The 17,573-nt window shown below is 65.6% G+C and carries 19 protein-coding genes; 10 read left to right on the top strand and 9 right to left on the bottom strand.

The window, feature by feature from the left end; genetic code table 11:
• Nucleotides 1-158: 158 nt before the first annotated feature.
• Genes AB0H36_RS08125 through AB0H36_RS08135 form a run of 3 tightly spaced genes read right to left on the bottom strand, consistent with a single transcriptional unit; the run spans nucleotide 159 to nucleotide 3,486 of the window.
• Nucleotides 159-1,034: an RNA polymerase sigma-70 factor gene (locus tag AB0H36_RS08125; protein WP_360518475.1), complete on the bottom strand. Its 876-nt coding sequence runs from the start codon at nucleotides 1,032-1,034 to the stop codon at nucleotides 159-161.
• A complete protein-coding gene (locus AB0H36_RS08130) occupies nucleotides 1,031-2,737 on the bottom strand; it encodes a ferritin-like domain-containing protein (RefSeq protein WP_360518478.1) in 1,707 nt (568 codons plus the stop codon). Before AB0H36_RS08130 ends, AB0H36_RS08125 begins: the two co-directional genes overlap by 4 nt.
• On the bottom strand, nucleotides 2,734-3,486 hold the full coding sequence (locus AB0H36_RS08135) for a methyltransferase domain-containing protein (RefSeq protein ID WP_360518481.1): 753 nt from the start codon (nucleotides 3,484-3,486) through the stop codon (nucleotides 2,734-2,736). The genes AB0H36_RS08130 and AB0H36_RS08135 overlap by 4 nt, the downstream gene beginning before the upstream one ends.
• A 153-nt stretch (nucleotides 3,487-3,639) precedes the next feature.
• On the opposite strand from AB0H36_RS08135, the gene AB0H36_RS08140 reads away from it, so the two are divergent.
• The 5 genes from AB0H36_RS08140 to AB0H36_RS08160 all read left to right on the top strand — a co-directional run bounded on the left by AB0H36_RS08140 (nucleotide 3,640) and on the right by AB0H36_RS08160 (nucleotide 8,037).
• A complete protein-coding gene (locus AB0H36_RS08140; RefSeq protein WP_360518484.1) occupies nucleotides 3,640-4,350 on the top strand; it encodes an alpha/beta hydrolase in 711 nt (236 codons plus the stop codon).
• 714 nt (nucleotides 4,351-5,064) lie between these two features.
• Entirely contained in the window at nucleotides 5,065-5,553 is a 489-nt protein-coding gene (locus AB0H36_RS08145) for a group 1 truncated hemoglobin (protein ID WP_360518487.1), read from the top strand.
• A 17-nt stretch (nucleotides 5,554-5,570) separates the two neighbouring features.
• The gene (locus tag AB0H36_RS08150; protein ID WP_360518490.1) at nucleotides 5,571-6,764 is read left to right on the top strand and encodes a globin domain-containing protein; all 1,194 of its coding nucleotides are present in this window, start codon (nucleotides 5,571-5,573) and stop codon (nucleotides 6,762-6,764) included.
• Nucleotides 6,761-7,489 (top strand): DivIVA domain-containing protein, encoded by a 729-nt coding sequence (locus AB0H36_RS08155; protein WP_360518493.1) that lies wholly within the window; start codon nucleotides 6,761-6,763, stop codon nucleotides 7,487-7,489. Before AB0H36_RS08150 ends, AB0H36_RS08155 begins: the two co-directional genes overlap by 4 nt.
• 281 nt (nucleotides 7,490-7,770) lie before the next feature.
• Nucleotides 7,771-8,037: a hypothetical protein gene (locus AB0H36_RS08160; RefSeq protein WP_360518496.1), complete on the top strand. Its 267-nt coding sequence runs from the start codon at nucleotides 7,771-7,773 to the stop codon at nucleotides 8,035-8,037.
• A 104-nt stretch (nucleotides 8,038-8,141) separates the two neighbouring features.
• On the opposite strand, the gene AB0H36_RS08165 is transcribed toward AB0H36_RS08160, so the two are convergent.
• Together AB0H36_RS08165 and AB0H36_RS08170 are read right to left on the bottom strand one after the other, a co-directional pair.
• Nucleotides 8,142-8,357: a hypothetical protein gene (locus AB0H36_RS08165; RefSeq protein ID WP_360518499.1), complete on the bottom strand. Its 216-nt coding sequence runs from the start codon at nucleotides 8,355-8,357 to the stop codon at nucleotides 8,142-8,144.
• A gap of 79 nt (nucleotides 8,358-8,436) precedes the next feature.
• Nucleotides 8,437-9,318: a universal stress protein gene (locus AB0H36_RS08170; RefSeq protein ID WP_360518502.1), complete on the bottom strand. Its 882-nt coding sequence runs from the start codon at nucleotides 9,316-9,318 to the stop codon at nucleotides 8,437-8,439.
• 692 nt (nucleotides 9,319-10,010) lie between these two features.
• On the opposite strand from AB0H36_RS08170, the gene AB0H36_RS08175 reads away from it, so the two are divergent.
• Nucleotides 10,011-10,511, top strand: a complete 501-nt coding sequence (locus tag AB0H36_RS08175; RefSeq protein ID WP_360518505.1) for a hypothetical protein — start codon at nucleotides 10,011-10,013, stop codon at nucleotides 10,509-10,511.
• Between the two features lie 114 nt (nucleotides 10,512-10,625).
• On the opposite strand, the gene dbpB (AB0H36_RS08180) is transcribed toward AB0H36_RS08175, so the two are convergent.
• Genes dbpB (AB0H36_RS08180) through AB0H36_RS08195 form a run of 4 tightly spaced genes read right to left on the bottom strand, consistent with a single transcriptional unit; the run spans nucleotide 10,626 to nucleotide 14,803 of the window.
• The gene (gene dbpB / locus AB0H36_RS08180) at nucleotides 10,626-11,729 is read right to left on the bottom strand and encodes a DGQHR domain-containing protein DpdB (RefSeq protein ID WP_360518508.1); all 1,104 of its coding nucleotides are present in this window, start codon (nucleotides 11,727-11,729) and stop codon (nucleotides 10,626-10,628) included.
• Complete coding sequence (dpdA, locus tag AB0H36_RS08185; protein WP_360518511.1) at nucleotides 11,722-12,954, bottom strand: tRNA-guanine transglycosylase DpdA; 1,233 nt, start codon at nucleotides 12,952-12,954, stop codon at nucleotides 11,722-11,724. Before dpdA ends, dbpB (AB0H36_RS08180) begins: the two co-directional genes overlap by 8 nt.
• Nucleotides 12,951-14,087, bottom strand: a complete 1,137-nt coding sequence (dbpB, locus tag AB0H36_RS08190; RefSeq protein WP_360518514.1) for a DGQHR domain-containing protein DpdB — start codon at nucleotides 14,085-14,087, stop codon at nucleotides 12,951-12,953. Before dbpB (AB0H36_RS08190) ends, dpdA begins: the two co-directional genes overlap by 4 nt.
• On the bottom strand, nucleotides 14,084-14,803 hold the full coding sequence (locus tag AB0H36_RS08195; RefSeq protein WP_360518517.1) for a hypothetical protein: 720 nt from the start codon (nucleotides 14,801-14,803) through the stop codon (nucleotides 14,084-14,086). The genes dbpB (AB0H36_RS08190) and AB0H36_RS08195 overlap by 4 nt, the downstream gene beginning before the upstream one ends.
• A 254-nt stretch (nucleotides 14,804-15,057) precedes the next feature.
• Between AB0H36_RS08195 and queC the strand changes: the two genes are divergently transcribed.
• Genes queC through folE2 form a run of 4 tightly spaced genes read left to right on the top strand, consistent with a single transcriptional unit; the run spans nucleotide 15,058 to nucleotide 17,557 of the window.
• Entirely contained in the window at nucleotides 15,058-15,756 is a 699-nt protein-coding gene (queC, locus tag AB0H36_RS08200; protein ID WP_360518520.1) for a 7-cyano-7-deazaguanine synthase QueC, read from the top strand.
• Nucleotides 15,753-16,388, top strand: a complete 636-nt coding sequence (gene queE / locus AB0H36_RS08205; RefSeq protein WP_360518523.1) for a 7-carboxy-7-deazaguanine synthase — start codon at nucleotides 15,753-15,755, stop codon at nucleotides 16,386-16,388. Before queC ends, queE begins: the two co-directional genes overlap by 4 nt.
• Nucleotides 16,385-16,753, top strand: a complete 369-nt coding sequence (queD, locus tag AB0H36_RS08210) for a 6-carboxytetrahydropterin synthase QueD (protein ID WP_360518526.1) — start codon at nucleotides 16,385-16,387, stop codon at nucleotides 16,751-16,753. The genes queE and queD overlap by 4 nt, the downstream gene beginning before the upstream one ends.
• A 3-nt stretch (nucleotides 16,754-16,756) precedes the next feature.
• The gene (folE2, locus tag AB0H36_RS08215; protein ID WP_360518529.1) at nucleotides 16,757-17,557 is read left to right on the top strand and encodes a GTP cyclohydrolase FolE2; all 801 of its coding nucleotides are present in this window, start codon (nucleotides 16,757-16,759) and stop codon (nucleotides 17,555-17,557) included.
• Nucleotides 17,558-17,573: the final 16 nt, after the last annotated feature.

The raw sequence follows: 17,573 nt of genomic DNA on the forward strand, positions 1-17,573 counted from the left end.
CCCCGGTCCGATGTCACAGCCGCGCAGGGTGACCTCTCTGTGCAGCCGACGCGGATGCTGACGGCCGGGTACGCCGGTTCTCACGCTGGTCAGCGAGCAGGAGTTGGCGGGTCGGGGGCGGTCTTGCTCGGCGGCGGTCCTGGGTGGGCGGGAGGCTGTTAGGCGGCGTTGAAGGTGGTGAGTTTGGAGGGGTTGAGGGCCCAGAGGACCTGTTCGATGCCGGCCGTCGAGGCGGTGATGGTCAGTACGGCGAAGGTGGTGCCGTTGCGGCGCAGGATGGCGGCGGCCTGGCCGTTGACGGTGCCGAGCTCGACGTCGGCGCCTTGCCAGAACGTCGACGCGTACGCCTTGTGGACCTTCGCCACTCGGTCCGCGCCGACCAGCGGGTAGCGGGTGGCCCGCGCGGCGCCGCCGCTGTCGGAGTAGCTGACGACGTCAGCGGCGAGCAGGCGTTCGAGCTCTTCGAGGTCGCCGGACTGCGCGGCCGTGACGAAGGCAGTCAGCAGTTCGCGCTGTTCCGAACCGGTCACCGGGTTGTGGCGTTCGGCGACGATGCGCTTGCGGGCCCGGCTGACCAGTTGGCGCGAGGCCGCCTCGGTGGACCCGATGATCTCGGCGATCTGGCTGTACGGGTAGTCGAACGCCTCCCGCAGGATGTATGCCGCCCGCTCGGTCGGCGTCAGCCGTTCCAGGATGAGCAGCACGGCGAACTCCAGCGCCTCGCTCCGTTCGGCGCCGAGGTACGGGTCAGCGCTGGTGTCGACCGGCTCCGGCAACCACGGGCCGATGTACGTCTCCCGCCGTACCCGTGCCGACTGGGTCGCGTTGATCGCCAGCCGGGTGATCGCGGTCGCCAGGTACGCCGCCGGGTTCGTCACCTTACTGCGGTCGGTGGTCTGCCAGCGCAACCACACGTCCTGGACGAGGTCCTCGGCCTCGGCGGCGCTGCCGAGCATCCGGTACGCGATGCCGAACAGCCGGCCCCGGACCTCGGCGAACACCGCCGCGGCCTGCTCCAAGTCGGCCGAGGTCATTCGTGGAACTTGATCTCGCGATGGGTGCCGTCGCACAACGGCTTGTTGGACGAGTGACCGCACCGGCACAACGTCGCCCGGTTGCGGGTCTCCTGCAGCCGCCCGTCCGCCCGGTGCACCGGCAGGTCGCCGGTGACCCACAACGCGCTGGCCTGGCCGTCCTCCTCCTCGAGCACCGAGATCGCCCGCGGCAGGTCGGGCTCGATCGACTGACCGCCGCGCTCGAGCGCGTAGCTGTAGGACCCCGAGGGGCAGTGGTCGATTCGTCCCATGACATCGGAGCGTACGTCGCTGTCCTCGGTGTCGGCGAGCATCTTGGCAATCGGACGCGTCCGGCCGATGCAGAAGGCGGCGTGGATGCACAGCTCGCCGACCCGCTGCGCGGAGATGCCGACGCCGTCGTGGACGTGCTGGAGCTCGCCGTACGGCGCCATCGGCTCGGCCTCGGTGCCGTCGAAGCCGACCACCGCGTGGGTCCCGTCGCAGAACGGCTTGGAGCCGGACCGGCCACACCGGCAGAGCGCGTATGTGTCCTCGGTCTCGATGGCCGCCGACGTCTGCCAGGTGAGCGAGTCGTTGTTCTCCGACACGATCTTGAGCTTGCGCCGCAGCGGCACCCGGCCGTAGACGACGTACGGACCATTCGGCAGTACGGCGACCCGCTGCGACTCGCCGACCGACCACTGACGCGCTGCCGGAGTGACGTAGTCGAACGTCGGACCGGCGACGAAGCCCTCGTCGTCGGGCATCTGCATCAGCGCCTCGGCCTGGGCCTTCAGCGCATACATGGTGCCGGTGGCAACGGACAGCATCCGCGGACTGCCGTTGAACGTCTGCTCGAGCAGGTGCAGCACCGCGCAGTACGTGTGGTTGAACTCCTCCTGGGCGACCCGGATCGGGTGTCCTTCCGGGTGGTCGGTCAGCCGTGGATTCGGCCGCATCGGGCGTACGCCGTCCACGTCGAAGCCGATCGGCTCACCGGTGGGACCGGACTCCGGGGTATCACCACGCTGGTACCGCCGGCCGAGCTTGAGCTCCTGGAAGCGGTAGTAGTGCGCCACCTCGTCACGGTCGGGATGGAACATGTCCGCGTCCCCGTCCCAGACCTCGCCACGCGCCGTACCCTCGCCCTGCTCGACGATCTCCTCCAGCGCCTCGAGCGCGGACTTCAGGCTGTCGACCACGATCAACCGGCCGCCGCTGTGCCGGAAGTGGGCGTCGCCGACCTGCCGGGCCGGATCGCCGCAGAAGACCGCGTCCTCACCGAGCTCGTCGCACAGCTCGATCAACGCGCGCTCGATCGCGTCGTAGAACTGGCCGATCGTCTCGTAGTTGTCGCCCTCTGCCGGGCCGCCGGGCGGCGCCGGCCGCTCGATCCGGAGGAACATCTCCAGCGCCTCCGGCCCGAACGGCGCCAGCGACAGTTGCAGCGAGCGGTCGCCGTGCGGCATCCGCCGTGGATGCGGTGGCAGCATCTCGGGCTTGTCCAGGTGCGGCCGGCCGCCGACCGCATTCAGGATGTTGGCCGCGAGCGCGAGGTGCAGCATCTCCTCGGAGAAGACACTACCCACGACCTGGATGGCCTCCGGGTTCCGCTGCGGGTCCAGCGAGTACAGCGCGCACAGGTACGGCGGCAGCGTCGCGTGCTCGAGCTCGACCGCCCACTGCAGGTGCTCCCGAAGGCTTTCCAAGGTCCACGTCATGCTTTTCTCCCGTGAATCAGTTGCATCGACAGGTGTCCGCCGTCGAAGAGATCGGCGAGCCGCCGCCCCTGTCGAGCGGCGAGCGCGTAAGCGGTGTGTGAGCTGTGCCGGGCCTCGACCATGGCGGCGACCTCGGCTGCCCTGAGCGACCATGACCGGGGTACGTCGGCCGGCCGCTCGATCTGCTCCAGGACGTCGAACCCCGCTTCCGCCAGCAGGGTGTCCAGCTCGCGCTGGCCGGGGAAGTGGTTGCCGTCCGGGAGCCGTCGCAGTTGTTTGCCCTGGGCAATTACGACGAGGAGGCCGACGGACCCACCCGGGACCAGCACGCGGTGGATCTCACTGAGGAGAGTCGCTTTGTCCTCGACCGTGCACAGCACTCCGAGACACCACGCGACGTCGACCGACGCCGTACGCACGGGAATCCGACGACCGTCCGCGAGTACGACGGGCAAGCCGAACAGCGTGGACGCGGCCCGGCACGCGGCAGGCATCGGCTCGAGCAGGATCGGGCTGACACCGAATCGCTCGGCCGCCCAGGCGGCAGGTCCGCCGACGCCCGCTCCGACGTCGAGCAGGCGCATGCCGGCGGACAACTCGCAGGCCTCGGCCAGCCAGGCCAGCGCCGTCGGGCTGGCGCTGCCTCGGCATGCGGCCGGGATGGCGTACCGGTCCCCCAACTGTCGTACGGCGTCCGCCGTCCACCCGGCCACGTCGTCGAACTCGGCAACCATCGCCGCAGCGGTCATCCGAACCTCTCCAAGAGCACCCCAGTTGCTGTCCGTCGCGAGCTAAGACAGGCCAGCCCGGCGGCCTGTGACAGCCGTGACATCGGGCTCCGGTCACAAACGCGCAAGCTGCCATGTCTGAGCTGGCGACACCGATTCCCTAAGGAGTTCCCCATGAACGACCAACGTCCAGCCGTCGTGCTCGTGCACGGCGCCTTCGCCGACGCCAGCAGCTGGAACGGCGTGGTCGAACGACTGCTCGAGCGCGGTCTCGAGGTCGTCGCGGTCGCCAACCCGCTGCGCAGCCTGACCACCGACGCGGCCTACGTCCGCGACGTGATCGCCGGCATCGGCCGGCCGGTGCTGCTTGTCGGCCACTCGTACGGCGGCATGGTCATCACCGAGGCGGCAGCGCAGAACGACAACGTCATCGGCCTGGTGTACGTCGACGCGTTCGCCCCCGACCACGGCGAGAACGCGTTCCAGCTCTCGGTGAAGTTCCCCGGCAGCACGCTCGGCGACGCGCTCAACGCCTACCCGGTCGCGGGCGGCAACGAGTTCGCCATCCGGCAGGACGTGTTCCAGCAGCAGTTCTGCGCGGACGTCCCGGACGCGCAGGCCGCGGTGATGGCCGCGACCCAGCGCCCGGTCACCGAGGCCGCCCTGACCGAGGGCCTGCCCGCCGAGACGCCCGCCTGGAAGTCGCTCCCGTCCTGGTTCGTCTTCAGCGACGGCGACCGCAACATCCCCGTCGAACTGCACCGCTACCTGGCCGAGCGCGCCGCCGCCAAGGGCCACAAGGAGATCGCCGGCGCCTCGCACGCCCTCAGCGTCTCCCAGCCCGCCGCTGTCACCGAGACCATCCTCGAAGCCCTCGGCGCCTGATCCCACCAAACCCCTGCCGGCAGCACCCTGGGCAGGCGCCCCGGCAGGGGTTTGGTGACCCTTGATCACCCGGCTGGGCGGGTAGGCCGCCGTGGAGGGCTCGGAGTACGGCGCCACCGTCGGCAACGAAGGACCCAGCCGACGTTCGGCTCTCGCGTGATCTACAAGCGCTACCGCCGCACCCGCGATGAATTGGACTGACAGCGCCGTACGAGTCATCAGTGCCCTCGCCGCACCGGGCATTCCCCGTGCTGACTGCGCCTACCCGTGCCGGATGATTCGTGGGGTTCGACGGTAGGGTTTTGCGGTGACCAGTAATGGTACGAATAGTGCCAGCTCCTCGAGCGGAGACCAGCGAGGAACTGGGGGTTCGGATTGAGCCGTCAGGCGCGGACCAGGCTAGGGTAGGGGACCGCGGCGGACTCGCAGTGGCCGGGCGTCGCGGGCCAGCTCTGCGCACCGGGCTCGGATCGCCTGCGACGTTGAGGTCGATGACCCGGACTCGGACACGAGACTCGCCTCGGCGCAGGCCGCACCATCGCATTCGCGCGGGAGTGTTGCGCGGCTCAATCCTCCTGGTGTAGTGGGGTTTCGCTGTGTCTGTTGCGCTGCTGTGTAAGGAAGTCGCGAAGCAGGTGTGAGTGGCGCCGGGGTGGGGTAGCGTCACCGGCGTGCTCGACGGCTCGGGGATTGTTGAAAGTGTATGGATCCGGGATGAGGAGACGTATGGGGAACGAGAACGACATCGACCTTGGCGAGCGGCCGGACGCCGGGGTGAGTGACTACGACCTGATCGGTGGCGGGCCGGCGGTGTCGGGAGTTGTCCACCGCTTCTACGAGATCGTGCTGGCCGACCCGCAGCTCGGCGGCTACTTCGACGGTGTGGACCTGGCCCGTCTGCGGCGGCATCAAGTGTTGTTGGTGTCTCAGGTGCTGGGTGGCCCGGCGGAGTACGACGGCCGAGAGTTGGCCGACGCGCACCGCGATCTGAAGGTGTCTCGAGATGACTTTCACCGGGTGGTCGCTCACTTGGTGATGGCGATGCAGGAGGCGGGCGTCCCGGCGGAGGTGATTGAGCGGGTCGGGGTCGCGCTGGCGGGGACAGAGCGTGATGTCGTCACGCAGTCGACCACGTCCGGCGAATCGGGCACCTCGAGTCGGGTCGAAGCGGGTGAGCAGCACACTTCGGCTGGGGCCGACTGACGATGGATACCGCGGCGTTGAAGGACAGCTGGGCTTTGGTGGCCAAGTCCGGCGATGAGGTGCCGTTGCACTTCTACTCGCATCTGTTCCTGTCGCATCCGGAGCTGCGGACGCTGTTCCCGACCTCGATGTCGGCGCAGCGCGACAAGCTCGTGGGCGCACTCGGCCGGATCGTCAGCAACGTGGATCAAGTCGACGAGGTACTGCCGTTCATCGAGCAGCTCGGGCGGGATCACCGGCGGTTCTCGGTGATCGCCGAGCACTACTCCGCGGTGGGCGCGTCGCTGCTGGCCACGCTGCAGCATTTCCTCGGGCCGGCCTGGACGGTTCAGCTGGCCGAGGACTGGGCCGGGGCCTACGGGCTGATCGCGAAGGTGATGGTGCAGGCAGCCGAGGAGGCCGCCGACCGGACCCCAGCGTGGTGGGAGGCCGAGGTGGTCTCGGTGGAGCGGCGCACCCTCGATGTGAGCGTCGTGCAACTGCTGCCGAGACAGCCGCTGGTGTATCGCCCGGGCCAGTCGGTGGCCATGGAGATCCCGCAGCGGCCGCGGCTGTGGCGGTACTTCAGTCCGGCCAACGCGCCACGCGAAGACGGATCGGTGGAGCTGCACGTCCAGCTGATCGACGGCGGCCAGGTCAGTTCGGCCGTCGTCCGCAGCCTCATGCCCGGCCAGGTCGTTCGCCTCGGCGCCCCGGTAGGGCAGGCGCTGACTCGCGCGGCCGAGGATCAGCGCGACCTGCAGATGATCGCCGGCGGCACCGGGCTGGCTCCGTTGCGCGCGGTGCTGGAGCAGATCGACCGGGAGTGGGAGGCGACCCGGGTCGCCCCCAACGTCCACCTGTTCCACGGCGCCCGGATGCCGTGGAGTCTGTACGAGCGCAACCTGCTCGGTCAGCTCACCGCCCGGCCGTGGTTCGACTACAGCGAGGTGATCTCCGACGACCCGTCGTACCCGGGTCTGCGGGGCGCCGTGGGCTCCGTGGCGGCGAAGCACGCCTCCGCCGACGGACGGCTGGTGATGGTGTGCGGTTCAGCCGGCATGGTGCGGCACACTGTTGCGCAACTGACCGCAGCCGGTGTGCCGGCCGAGCGGATCCGCCGAGAGGAATTCGCCGGCGACACCACGCCGGTCAGTCGGCCGATCGAGCCGCCACTCGACTCGACCGGCGGCCGGAGTGGGCAGCAGCTGGTTCAGGGAGGGGACCGATGACACACGCGATTCATGAAGCCACGGCGGGACTGTCCCCGCGCTCGGTGCGGGAGGCGCAGTTCTCGCACCGTATGCGAGGTCTCGACGAGGCCGAGGTGAGAAGTTATCTGCACAGGCTGGCCGACCAGATCCAGCAGGCGGACGCCGACCGCGCCCGGTTGCGGGCGGAGATCGAGTCACTGCGCGAAAAGCTGGGCAGCGCCGGCCCCGAGGCCGACTCCGCCGGGATCAGCCCGCAGGCCATCGCTTTGTTCAGTCAGGCACAGCAAGTTGCGGACAGTCTGGTCGCCGAGGCGGTCGAGCATGCCCGCGACATGATGACCGCCACCCGGGCCCAGGAGCGCCAGATCCTCGAGCGCGCCCGCGGCGAGGCGCAGCGCGCCGCCCGCGACAACTCCGCAGCTGCAAGCCTGTCCGCCGAGCCTGGTGCAGATCCGGTTCCGCACGTGCCGGAGGTCGAGTACGTTCGCACCTTCGCCCGGGTTGCGCAGGTTCAACTCAAATCGGTGCTCGACGCACTCGCTGAGCAGGTCGACAGGCTCACCGACGTGACCAGCACCGACCAACCGGACAGCGTGCGACGTGGCTCGCATTCTCTCGCCGACACCATCCTGACAACTCAGGACGGCCTTGCCGGCGCGGCAGGCTCGCGCGACCCGAACGTCAACATCTCCTGGCGCGTCAGCGCCGACACCGCCCGCTTCGAGTCGCCCGAGAAGCCATGATGGCAGGGACTCCAGTACCCAACCGTCGCCAAGCCGGCCAGCCCTGAGCGACTGGCCGGAATTGCAGCGACCGCGAAACACAAGCACAGCGGCGCGGAGGTGCCTTCAGTTCTTGTCTGTTTCAGACCCAGTCGAAACGCTCGGTATGGACGCGGTCAGCCGGCGCGCCGATTCGGACAAGCGCTGTCTCCACGGCGGCGAGCATCGACGTCGGGCCGCACGCGAAGTACTGGAAGCGCTGAAGGCTCGCAGGCAGGTGGCGGGAGAGGATGTCCGCGTCGATGTCCCGGACTCCCCGATCCAGCCCGGCGGCGGCTGCCGGCGAACAGGACGACGGGCCGGGCGTCGGCGATCAGGCAGAAGCCGGCGCCTTCCTACTGGTCGATCGAGAACACGCCGTGCGGCCCGTCCACGTAGACGTCCGTGCCCGGCTGCCGTTCCGCTCGGCGCTAGAGCAGAACGAGAACGGGTGGGAGGTGACCGAGAACGGCGATCTGCCAATCGTGATCCACGCGAACTGGCCGGGGTCGAAGCGCATGCCGTCGTGACCGTCCGGGCGCAGGGTGAGGACCGTCGTACCGTCGCGTTCCGGTGTGATCCGTTCGACCGTCCACGACAGCCGGCGTATCCGCAGTGGACGAAGCACCCGCACTCAGACCAGCAGCCAGACGAATGCCGCGGTCATGATCGACCACAGCACCTGTTTCCAAATGCTGTCGACGTAGTAGTTCACCAACAGCACGTGGACCAGCGCGGCCCAGAAACCTTGCTCCGGTTGGCTCGTACTCATCAGCGCGAACACCAGCGGCGCCACGCAGATCCCGACGAATACCCCGAGCCAGGCAATCCCGCGCACGATCGCAGTCATAGCGCGGTCACTTCAGATACGTCGAACGCCGCGCACCTGACCAACACGATGGACAGGAACACCTCTGCCGGGGCGACGATCAGCTGTCAGGAAGATCGACGACGGCGACCGGCCGGTCGGCATCGTTCAGGATTCGCCGGCTGACCGACCCGAGCAGGATCCGGCGGACCAGGCCCTTGCCGTGCGTACCGACCACGATTTGCTGCGCGTCGTCGGCGTGCCCAAGGATCGCTTCGGCGGCGCCGCCTTCCACTGCCACGCGGTCGACGCTCACCGACGCAGGGGCCGTCCCCTTCACCTCGTCGAGCGCTCGGGTGATGGTGCCGGCCGCCTCTGCCTCGACCTCCGCCTGCATCTGTACGAGGATTTCCGGGTCCTCCGCGAACGCGTGATGCGGAACGTCGTAAGCGGCGACAGCTCTCACCGAGGTTTTGCGCACGGCGGCCTCGGTGATTGCGTAGCGAAGCGCGTTGGTGCCGAACTGCGACCCGTCGACGCCCACGACGATCGGGCCCGTCACCGGAAAATCGTCCTCCCCGACGACGACCACCGGGCACTTCGCCTGGATCGTCAACCGATTGCTCACCGAACCGAGCAGAGCGCTCGCGACGCTGCCCAGCCCGCGTCGGCCGACGACCACGACGTCCGCGGCCTCGGAAGCGTCCGCGAGCAGATGGGCGGGGTGGCCCATACTCGAGTTCCGGGTGCACGTCAGGTCGGGCGCGAGCTCGCGTACCCGCGCCGCCGCGGCGTCGAGCACCTGCTCGGAGAACTCGACGTACCACTCCACGGGCTGGCTCGCCATGCTGTGGTAGCCGTAGAAGTCGACCTCGGGAACAACGCTGTACGCGTTGACCAGTTCGAGCTCCTCGCCTCCGAGGCGTGCCCGGGCCACCGCCCATTCGAGCGCGCTGCCGCTGTGCTGCGATCCATCGATGCCAACGACGATCCGACCTGTCATGTGCGTCCTCCCCGCGATCGGGCCGACAAACCCGAACCTAGCCCGCACCAAGCCCGCGCAACACCCGCCAGCTCAGCAAGCCCCCGGACATCCCGGACGGGTTCTCATGACATGCCGGACTGATGTCTCGGGAGGTCGTGGACGGGTTGTTGTGGTTCGGGCATGTCGAACCGGGTTGGTGATCACGGCTGTCGTGGTGGTGGAGAAGCGGTCGGTGGCGCAGGTGGTCGCTGGCCCTGTCATGGGTGTATGAGTTTCTGGCCCGTACCGAGTCGAGAGTCAGGCGATAGGTCGCGGCGGCCGAAGACCTCGCCGCGGGCGACATCGACCGCGACGGTGTAGCTGGTGTTGGCCTTGCGCAAGAGTTGGCCGAGCAGGGTCCGGATGCTGGGGCGGACACGATCGGCTGGCACTTGGAACACCACCACGACATGAGGATGTCGCGGGCGACGGTCCATGGATCCTGACCCGCTCTGGCGGGGTCGTCCCGGATCCGGGGAAGCGGCCGCGGTCGTCGTACATGCGGTTCGCCGCCGAACAACCAACAAGTGCTGGCAGTCCGACTCCACCCACTTCCGCCACACCAGCGCCGACGGCTCGCCAGGCGCCGATGTGGAGATCGTCACCTGGCTGGACGACTATGCCCGGTATGCCTGTCGGGCACCGCCCACGTCCGGATCACCGGCCCGATCGTGGTGGCCGCGTTCCGCGAACCCGTTACGCAGACGGATCCGGCCTCCACGCTGACCGACAACGACATTGCCTACACGACCCGGTCATCGCGCGGGAATGGCGGCCGCAACGGCCCGGAGACCAAGGCTGCGCGCCCTGAACATCGTCCAGACATAGCCCCGACCAAAATCGAGGGTTCGGAGCTGTGCCGATGCCTTGAGACACCACACCACGCTCAGCCCCGCGTCGTACTGAACAACCTCTACAAGCACACCCAGCTGCAGGACACCTTCGGGTGCAACATGCTGGCGCTGGTGGACGGCGTGCCGCGCACGCTCAGCCTGGACCTGTTCATCACGGTAGGCCCCGTGGGACTCGAACCCACAACCCGCGGACTCTGGCAGGAAAGCGCTCATCGTTTGTCATCAATTAGCGAACCTACCCATGACCTGCGGATTCGCCACGCCAGGCTACGCACCCGTGCCCGTGCATCGTCATTGCCTTCCGTTGATTTGAGCTGAATAAAAGGCGGAACCTCAACGCCGACCGGGCGGGAGTAGCGGCACGTCGACGAGATCCGGTCATGGGTGCGGGTTTGCGGCCGCCGACCACGGTCAGGCCGGAGGCGGGCCACATCACCGAACGGCACGCAGGAGGTGGCTCGTCAGCAACCGGACGTCGTTTGGCGTGTTCTGGATGCCATTCCATCGCCGGGTTTGGTCGGGCCCGAAGTCCCATGTCCCGGATGTCCATGCGCAGTGCTCACGAAGTTCCGCAATCTTTGATTCCAGCTTGAGGCCGGACAGTTTGCGCGTCGGGACGCCATCCGTGAGAGCGTCCATGACGTAGCCCATGGCCTGGATGCCCGCTCCGTGGGTGAGTCTCGACTTCGTGGGAGGGAGTTCCCAAGCATCGGGAAATGTCACCTGAACGATGGTCCAGAAGTAGTTCAGGTGCAGCACTAGCTGATCGATGTCGCCTGTACCGTCCTCGGGATTCCTATACTGGTAGAGGGCACCGTCGTAGAGGCTGTTCTCGACCATCTTGAGAACACTGTTGCCCTTGATATAGCCGTTTGCCATGGTGGGGGTTGCGATCCGTGCTGCGAATGGCTCGCCGGCGGCTCGATCGCCGAAGTTCAGTCTCGCGAGGACCTGCGCCGGCAATTGCTTTCGGGCGTACGGCGTCGGAAGCTGACCCTTTGTGTCAGGCAAGAGTTCGTGGATCAGGCCCTTAGGGAGCGGCTTGGTGTTGTTGACCAGGATGAACTGTGACCGCTGTTCGGCTTCTCCGCGCGCAATGAAACCGACGGCAGCAACCGGGAACTCGGCCAGATCCGCATCTCTGATCGCCGCGCTTCGTTGCTGGCCGTCGACGAGCCAGGCTGGCTTGGCTTCATCCGGAAGCGACTCGTCGACCGGGATCACGAGTTGACCAACTGCGACGTAGTCCACCGGACTCTTTGAGCGGATCGGCTCGAAGGTAACGCGGTCGTCGAAGGCGAGCACGATCGCGTTCGGCAGCATCGCGCCGTCTGCTTCAAGATAGCGCCGGATCGCGCGGATATGGCTCAAGACCTCAGGGCGCTGATATCCGCGCAGGTCGATGTCGTCGCGATGGACTCTGCTGACAGTCGTGAAGTTGTGGATCCGCTTGCCATCGACCCCGAACGTGTAGATGAACTGTTCTCCCTGGCGGATCCGCAAGGCGGGAAGCCGGATCTCGTACCGATCAGCCATCAGCATCTCCTCGTGTGGGCTTCAACCCACTCATCTGTTGCGCGAGCACTGACATGTTGTGAAAGCCCCGGCGCTTGTTGCGCTCGGTGCCGCGAAAGATCGCAATCTCGACTCCATGCTGCTGGCAGAGATTGCAGGAACACCGAGTCCAAGGCGCTGCTTCCAACGTCTCGTCATAGGCAGTCAGGTACGACTTCTTCGTCTGACAGACCGACTCGTACGCCCCGAGCGCATCCAGGCAGCCTACTCGCGAGGCCGTTGATCCGTCGTACGACCGCAGCGCGGTCAGAGCCTCGCGTTCTGCGCTCATCGCCTCTCTCTGGCTGACGGATCCAGCGAGTATCGCGCGTTTGAGCGTTGGGTTCCCGTCAACCTGAGGCACCCTGATGGCGACGTACGCGCGCTCTCTGGTGTGGTAGTTGTTTCGGTCATCCATGAACGCCTGCCGGAAGGCTGAGGTGCTGTCGAAACTGGTGACTCCCAGAGCAGCGAACTTGTCCATCGAGTCGAGGCGCGTAATCCCGAGCAAGTGAAGTTCTGTCTCTGGCTTGAGTACGTCGAAAATCTGCGTAAGGCATGCCAGGATCTGGGCGGTCCTTAGCGGGACCATCCCACCCAGCGCAATCCGCTCGTATCCCATGTCCTGGAGGGCATGCACGCTGTCTGCAAAACTGGCAGGACTCCAGCCCTGCGCGGCGCCGACTGGGCGCACGCTGGTGCGCCGTTCGCGAGTTGCGTTGATGAACTGCTCCGCGAGGCGGAGGGTCAACCGTCGCCGCTCTGCCCACTGAGGATCCACGTCAGACTCACCCGCGCCGGGTTCATATCCGAAGATGATGTGATCAGTGCTGATGCCTGCATCGAAGCCGCACTCGTCGTAGAAGTCGAGTGTTTGCTCAGCCGTGACCGGTGGCACTTCCTCGTCTACGTAGTTGAAGGCCCCGTTGTCGCCCAGCGTTTCAACGGCGTCCGGGAGACGAAAGAAACGCCGGACCCCCATCCTGTAGATGCGTGCACGCTGTGCTGCCGAGTACTTGCCGGCGCCCTTGATGGAACCATCGACGATGGACTTGCTGACCAAGATCCCGTGATACGGCGCCGACTCAAGCACTTCATGCGCGTACCGGTCATCTCGCTGCCGGACGCGATGAGCGACATACTCGTCTCGCATGAAGTCGTAGGTCGGGCTCACGAGATCCTGGCTATCTGGAAAGTAGAACTTCACCGCGGTCCCGTCCGCTCAGCTAGGTAGATCCGGACGAGATGGTTGGACAGCGCACTGATGTGGCGGGGCGTGTTCTGAAGTTCGTCCCAAGCCAAGCCCAGATCCTCCCACGTTCCGCTAGTCCACCGACACCTTGACGCAATGAGTCGGAGCTCATCGGACGCGCGCTGCGTAGCCTGCGGATCATCATCACGGACGTGAGTCATCACGCGGTCCATCAGTCGTCCCATTGCACGGATTCCGACGCCATGCATGAGTCGACTCTGCGTCGCAGGCTTGTTCCAGGCCGACGGGAACGTCTCCCGTACCGCGGTCCAGTAGGCCAGAAGGAGACGCCGGATGCCCTGAGTGTCAGTAGTTCCTGTCGCGATGTTGCGGTAGGGGAACAGCACTCCCGACGGCGACTCGAGCGACTCGCGAATTGCTTCCACGAGGCTGGTATCGGTCACGTAAGTGGATTTCTTGTCGTTGGAGGTGGTTGACGCACGTCGAATGATGCCTTGGAACGGCGACTCGCGATCCTGGTTGAGCATGTCAACAAGGGCCGAGGGCAGTTGCCGCGTCGCCATGCGCGCGGATGGGACGCGCGCAATCTCCGGAAGTAGCTCCGTAACGAGGCCTATCGGCAGAGGTTGGACAGTATTGACTCGAAGGAACTGCTCGCGCTGAAGTTCGAGGCTTGGAGTGACGAACCCAGCGACTGGTACCGGCATTCGCCGATTCTTCGTCCGCGCGAGAGCTAGGCTGCGCTGCTGGCCGTCAACGATCCACGCCGGCCTCGGCCCGTCGGCGTCCGACGCGATCGGGATCTCCAGGGTTCCGGAAATCGCGAGCCCGTCGCTGGTCGACGGACCGCGGCTGGACTTGAACTTGACCTCAGGTGGCAACGCAAGGATGAGTCCGTTCGGGAACAACGGATGCGCGGAGTCTAGATAGTCCTGAATCTGCTTGACGTGCTTCCGCTTCTCGGGCCTCTGGTAGCCGATCAACTTGCCAGCTTCATCGCGGCTGATCCGTGCGACATCTGCAACCAGATCCACCTCTTCAGCGGCGAGTGTGAAGAGGTACAACGGCGTGTCGTCACTCTGCAAGACCTTGAGCGCGCGCCGTTCCAGCCACTGCAGTTCGGTCATCGCTTCACAACCTCCGAAAAGAGCGTTGCGAACCTGCGTTGCTCGCAGGCCATCCCCGAGTTCCTCAGCGTCCCGAGGGCGCGCGTCTTTGAGACACCTGGTTCAAGTTTGGCCAGGTTCGCTATGAACTCACGCACAGCGTCGTCAGAGAGCGGCTTTCGATCATATCGCTCCGCGTGTCTCTCGCGGCGGGACCACTCCTCCCACGCCAGGCGCGTTCGCTCGCCTGCGAGCGCCTGCCCCTCCGCGATTTCTAGCCAACGAATGGCCATACGAACGTTGAGACTCATGGCCGTGCCGCCAAGCGCGCGCCGCAGCCCACGATCAGCGGGGACGCGTACCTCATCGGGCACGTTAGATGAGCCGCCGAAGACGACTGCAGCGGCCCCAGGCTCAATCGACGTCAGCGTATGTGCGAGGACTCGCGAATAGGCCTCCGACAACACCCAGATGGATGGATGGAGGGCTTCTGGTGCGGCGGTGTGGGGAAGTCCCGACCACCACGTTCGCGCCTCGTCGACTGAGGGGGCAACAGAATCTGCATGGCCGACGCTAAAAGTAGCGGCGTACGGCGGGGAGAGTTCGTCAATGCGACGGAGTCCAACGCCGGCAGACGCGACAAACACATCCGGGGCGTAGCCGGTGGAGTGGGCAGTCGCTATGAGCCGCTTCACCTGCGTCCATGACTCTCCAGAGTAGAGATCGGTCAGGCGCATGGTCGCTTGCTCTCGACTCAGCCGCCTACGCCACTCCCGGACCCTGGCCCGCACCGTCCCCTCAGGAAGAGTTCGGGCCGTGAGGGCAGGCTGCGCCGCAGCTACCTTGCGATCGGTGCAGGTGACCACGATCGTCAGTTTCTGTCGCGACATGACCCCTCAGGAAGAAAACTGTCGTCCAGTTGCAGGTACTGTAGGTTGCAGTTAAGCCTAGTGTGTATCTGCCAGAACGTACACGATTGAGAGGTGGGCTGATGAGCCAGAAGGCAGTGGTCCTGCTCAGCGGGGGCCTTGACTCGACCACAGTCCTCGCCATGGCGAAAGACCAAGGTTACGAAACCTACGCCCTGAGCTTCCGATACGGTCAGCGGCACGCGGTCGAACTCGAAGCGGCTCGCCGCGTCGCTCTCGCTGCTGGGGTGCAGCGGCACGTCGTGTGCGACATCGATCTGAGAGTGTTCGGCGGGTCCGCGCTGACGGCCGAGCTAGATGTGCCCAAGCACGATGCGACAGACGAGCTCGCTGAGGATGAGATCCCGATCACCTATGTACCGGCGCGCAACACAGTGTTCCTGTCGTTCGCGCTCGCGTACGCGGAGGTTGTCGGCTCGACCGACATCTTCATCGGTGTCAGCGCTCTTGACTACTCGGGCTATCCCGATTGCCGTCCTGAGTACATCGCGGCTTATGAGCAGATGGCTAACCTTGCGACCCGGGCCGGCGTTGAAGGACAACACCTCAGGATTCACACTCCCCTGATCGAGCTAACCAAGGCGCAAACCGTCGAGGTTGGCACCCGCCTGGGCGTTGACTACTCACTTACATCATCCTGTTATGACCCCGACGCCGACGGCCGTCCGTGCGGGCACTGCGACTCATGTCTGCTGCGTTTGAAGGGCTTCGCGGAGGCGGGCATGGAGGATCCGCTCAGTTACCAGGAGTCCGGCGCGTGACCTACAAGGTCAAGGAGATCTTCTACACCCTTCAGGGCGAGGGCACTCATGCTGGGCGCCCAGCAGTGTTCTGCCGCTTCAGCTCCTGCAACCTCTGGACTGGACGCGAGAAGGACCGGGATCGCGCGATCTGCAAGTTCTGCGACACGGACTTCGTAGGCACCGACGGCGAAGGCGGCGGAAAGTTCCGAGATGCCGACACCCTGGCCGAGGCCATCTCATCAAAGTGGCCGTCAGTCCCCGGCGGGCAGCCGATGGTCGTCTTCACCGGTGGTGAGCCACTACTGCAACTCGATGATGTCGCCGTCGAGGCCCTCAAAACTCGCGGGTTTTACATTGCCGTCGAGACTAACGGAACCATCAACCCTCCGAATGGGATCGACTGGTTGTGCGTGAGCCCGAAGATCGGCTCCGAACTGGTAGTCCACACGGGCCAGGAACTGAAGTTCGTCATACCTCAGGCAGACGTCGACCCGGTCTCGTTCGAGCACCTCGACTTCACCAGTTTTCGAGTCCAGCCGATGGACGGACCTGACCTCGCGGTGAACACCGAACTCGCGGTCAAGTTCTGCATGGAGAACCCCCGCTGGCAACTCAGCCTACAGACCCACAAGTACCTAGGAATCCCGTGACCTACACAGCCGAGATCTATCGCGAGTTCACCTTCGAGGCCGCGCACCTACTCCCGAACGTGCCGACGGGTCACAAGTGCGGACGGCTTCATGGCCACTCTTACCGGGTCGAGGTGCACCTCGTCGGGTCGGTCGGTGACGACACCGGTTGGGTGCAGGACTTCGCGGATCTCAAGGCGGCTTTCAAGCCCCTGGAAGCCCAACTCGACCATAACTTCCTCAACGAGGTCGAGGGACTGAAGAATCCGACCAGCGAAGTACTCGCCAAGTGGATCTGGGACCGTCTCGTGTCCGGGTTGCCGAACCTCAGCGAGATCCGAGTCCGCGAGACCTGCACATCTGGATGTGTGTACCGGGGAGCCTGAGCAATGCAGTTACCAGACATTCAAGACGAGCCAGATCGCCGCGGTATCGAACTCGACGAGGTCGGAGTCGCAGGGGTGCGCTATCCCGTCCACTTCGCTGACGGGAGCACGGTGCAGGACGGTATCGCATCGATTGACGTCTCGGTTCGCCTGCCGGCTGATCGCCGCGGAACTCACATGAGCCGGATGCTCGAACTCGTACATGAGCATCTCAGGCACCTCGACCCTCGAGAGTTGCCCACGGCACTTAAAGCGGCCGCCAGTCGGCTAGACGTCGATAGTGTGCAGTTCGACGTCTCCCTGCCCATAGCCTTCGAGGTAGTTGCGCCCGAGTCCCGCATTGCCTCATGGCAGGCCAGCGATGTCTCGCTGTCAGCCAAGTTCAACGAAGGTGATGTGCTCGCGGAGACGACGGTCCGCACCGACGTAACTAGCCTCTGTCCATGCAGCAAGGCCATCAGCGACTACGGAGCCCACAATCAGCGAAGCCGAGTGGAGCTCACGGTCCTAGGGGCGTCAGACGATGTGTACCCTCTGCCAGTCAAACGCCTCTTCGAGATGATCCGCGAAGTTGGGTCGACTCCTGTCTTCCCGATCATCAAGCGCGTCGACGAGCGCGTGGTTACCATGCGCGCTCACGACAATCCTGCGTTCGTCGAAGACATGGCACGTGATCTCTCAGCGTCATGCCGAGAGATCGGAGTCGCTCACCGGGTTGCAGTTAGAAACTTCGAGAGCATTCACAGTCACGATGCCAGGGCCGCCGTTACGTGGCCTGTCAGACCGCTTGAGAGAGCCGTCTGACTGCCTACGTACACGC

The organism is Kribbella sp. NPDC050820 (genome assembly GCF_040653975.1).
Lineage (GTDB): Bacteria > Actinomycetota > Actinomycetes > Propionibacteriales > Kribbellaceae > Kribbella.

Bases quoted from the DNA above. Each gene is read 5' to 3' on its own strand.
- AB0H36_RS08125 (WP_360518475.1), bottom strand. From the start codon at position 1,034: ATGACCTCGGCCGACTTGGAGCAGGCCGCGGCGGTGTTCGCCGAGGTC.
- AB0H36_RS08130 (WP_360518478.1), bottom strand. From the start codon at position 2,737: ATGACGTGGACCTTGGAAAGCCTTCGGGAGCACCTGCAGTGGGCGGTC.
- AB0H36_RS08135 (WP_360518481.1), bottom strand. From the start codon at position 3,486: ATGACCGCTGCGGCGATGGTTGCCGAGTTCGACGACGTGGCCGGGTGG.
- AB0H36_RS08140 (WP_360518484.1), top strand. From the start codon at position 3,640: ATGAACGACCAACGTCCAGCCGTCGTGCTCGTGCACGGCGCCTTCGCC.
- AB0H36_RS08145 (WP_360518487.1), top strand. From the start codon at position 5,065: ATGAGGAGACGTATGGGGAACGAGAACGACATCGACCTTGGCGAGCGG.
- AB0H36_RS08155 (WP_360518493.1), top strand. From the start codon at position 6,761: ATGACACACGCGATTCATGAAGCCACGGCGGGACTGTCCCCGCGCTCG.
- AB0H36_RS08160 (WP_360518496.1), top strand. From the start codon at position 7,771: ATGTCCCGGACTCCCCGATCCAGCCCGGCGGCGGCTGCCGGCGAACAG.
- AB0H36_RS08165 (WP_360518499.1), bottom strand. From the start codon at position 8,357: ATGACTGCGATCGTGCGCGGGATTGCCTGGCTCGGGGTATTCGTCGGG.
- AB0H36_RS08170 (WP_360518502.1), bottom strand. From the start codon at position 9,318: ATGACAGGTCGGATCGTCGTTGGCATCGATGGATCGCAGCACAGCGGC.
- dbpB (WP_360518508.1), bottom strand. From the start codon at position 11,729: ATGGCTGATCGGTACGAGATCCGGCTTCCCGCCTTGCGGATCCGCCAG.
- dbpB (WP_360518514.1), bottom strand. From the start codon at position 14,087: ATGACCGAACTGCAGTGGCTGGAACGGCGCGCGCTCAAGGTCTTGCAG.
- AB0H36_RS08195 (WP_360518517.1), bottom strand. From the start codon at position 14,803: ATGCGCCTGACCGATCTCTACTCTGGAGAGTCATGGACGCAGGTGAAG.
- queC (WP_360518520.1), top strand. From the start codon at position 15,058: ATGAGCCAGAAGGCAGTGGTCCTGCTCAGCGGGGGCCTTGACTCGACC.
- folE2 (WP_360518529.1), top strand. From the start codon at position 16,757: ATGCAGTTACCAGACATTCAAGACGAGCCAGATCGCCGCGGTATCGAA.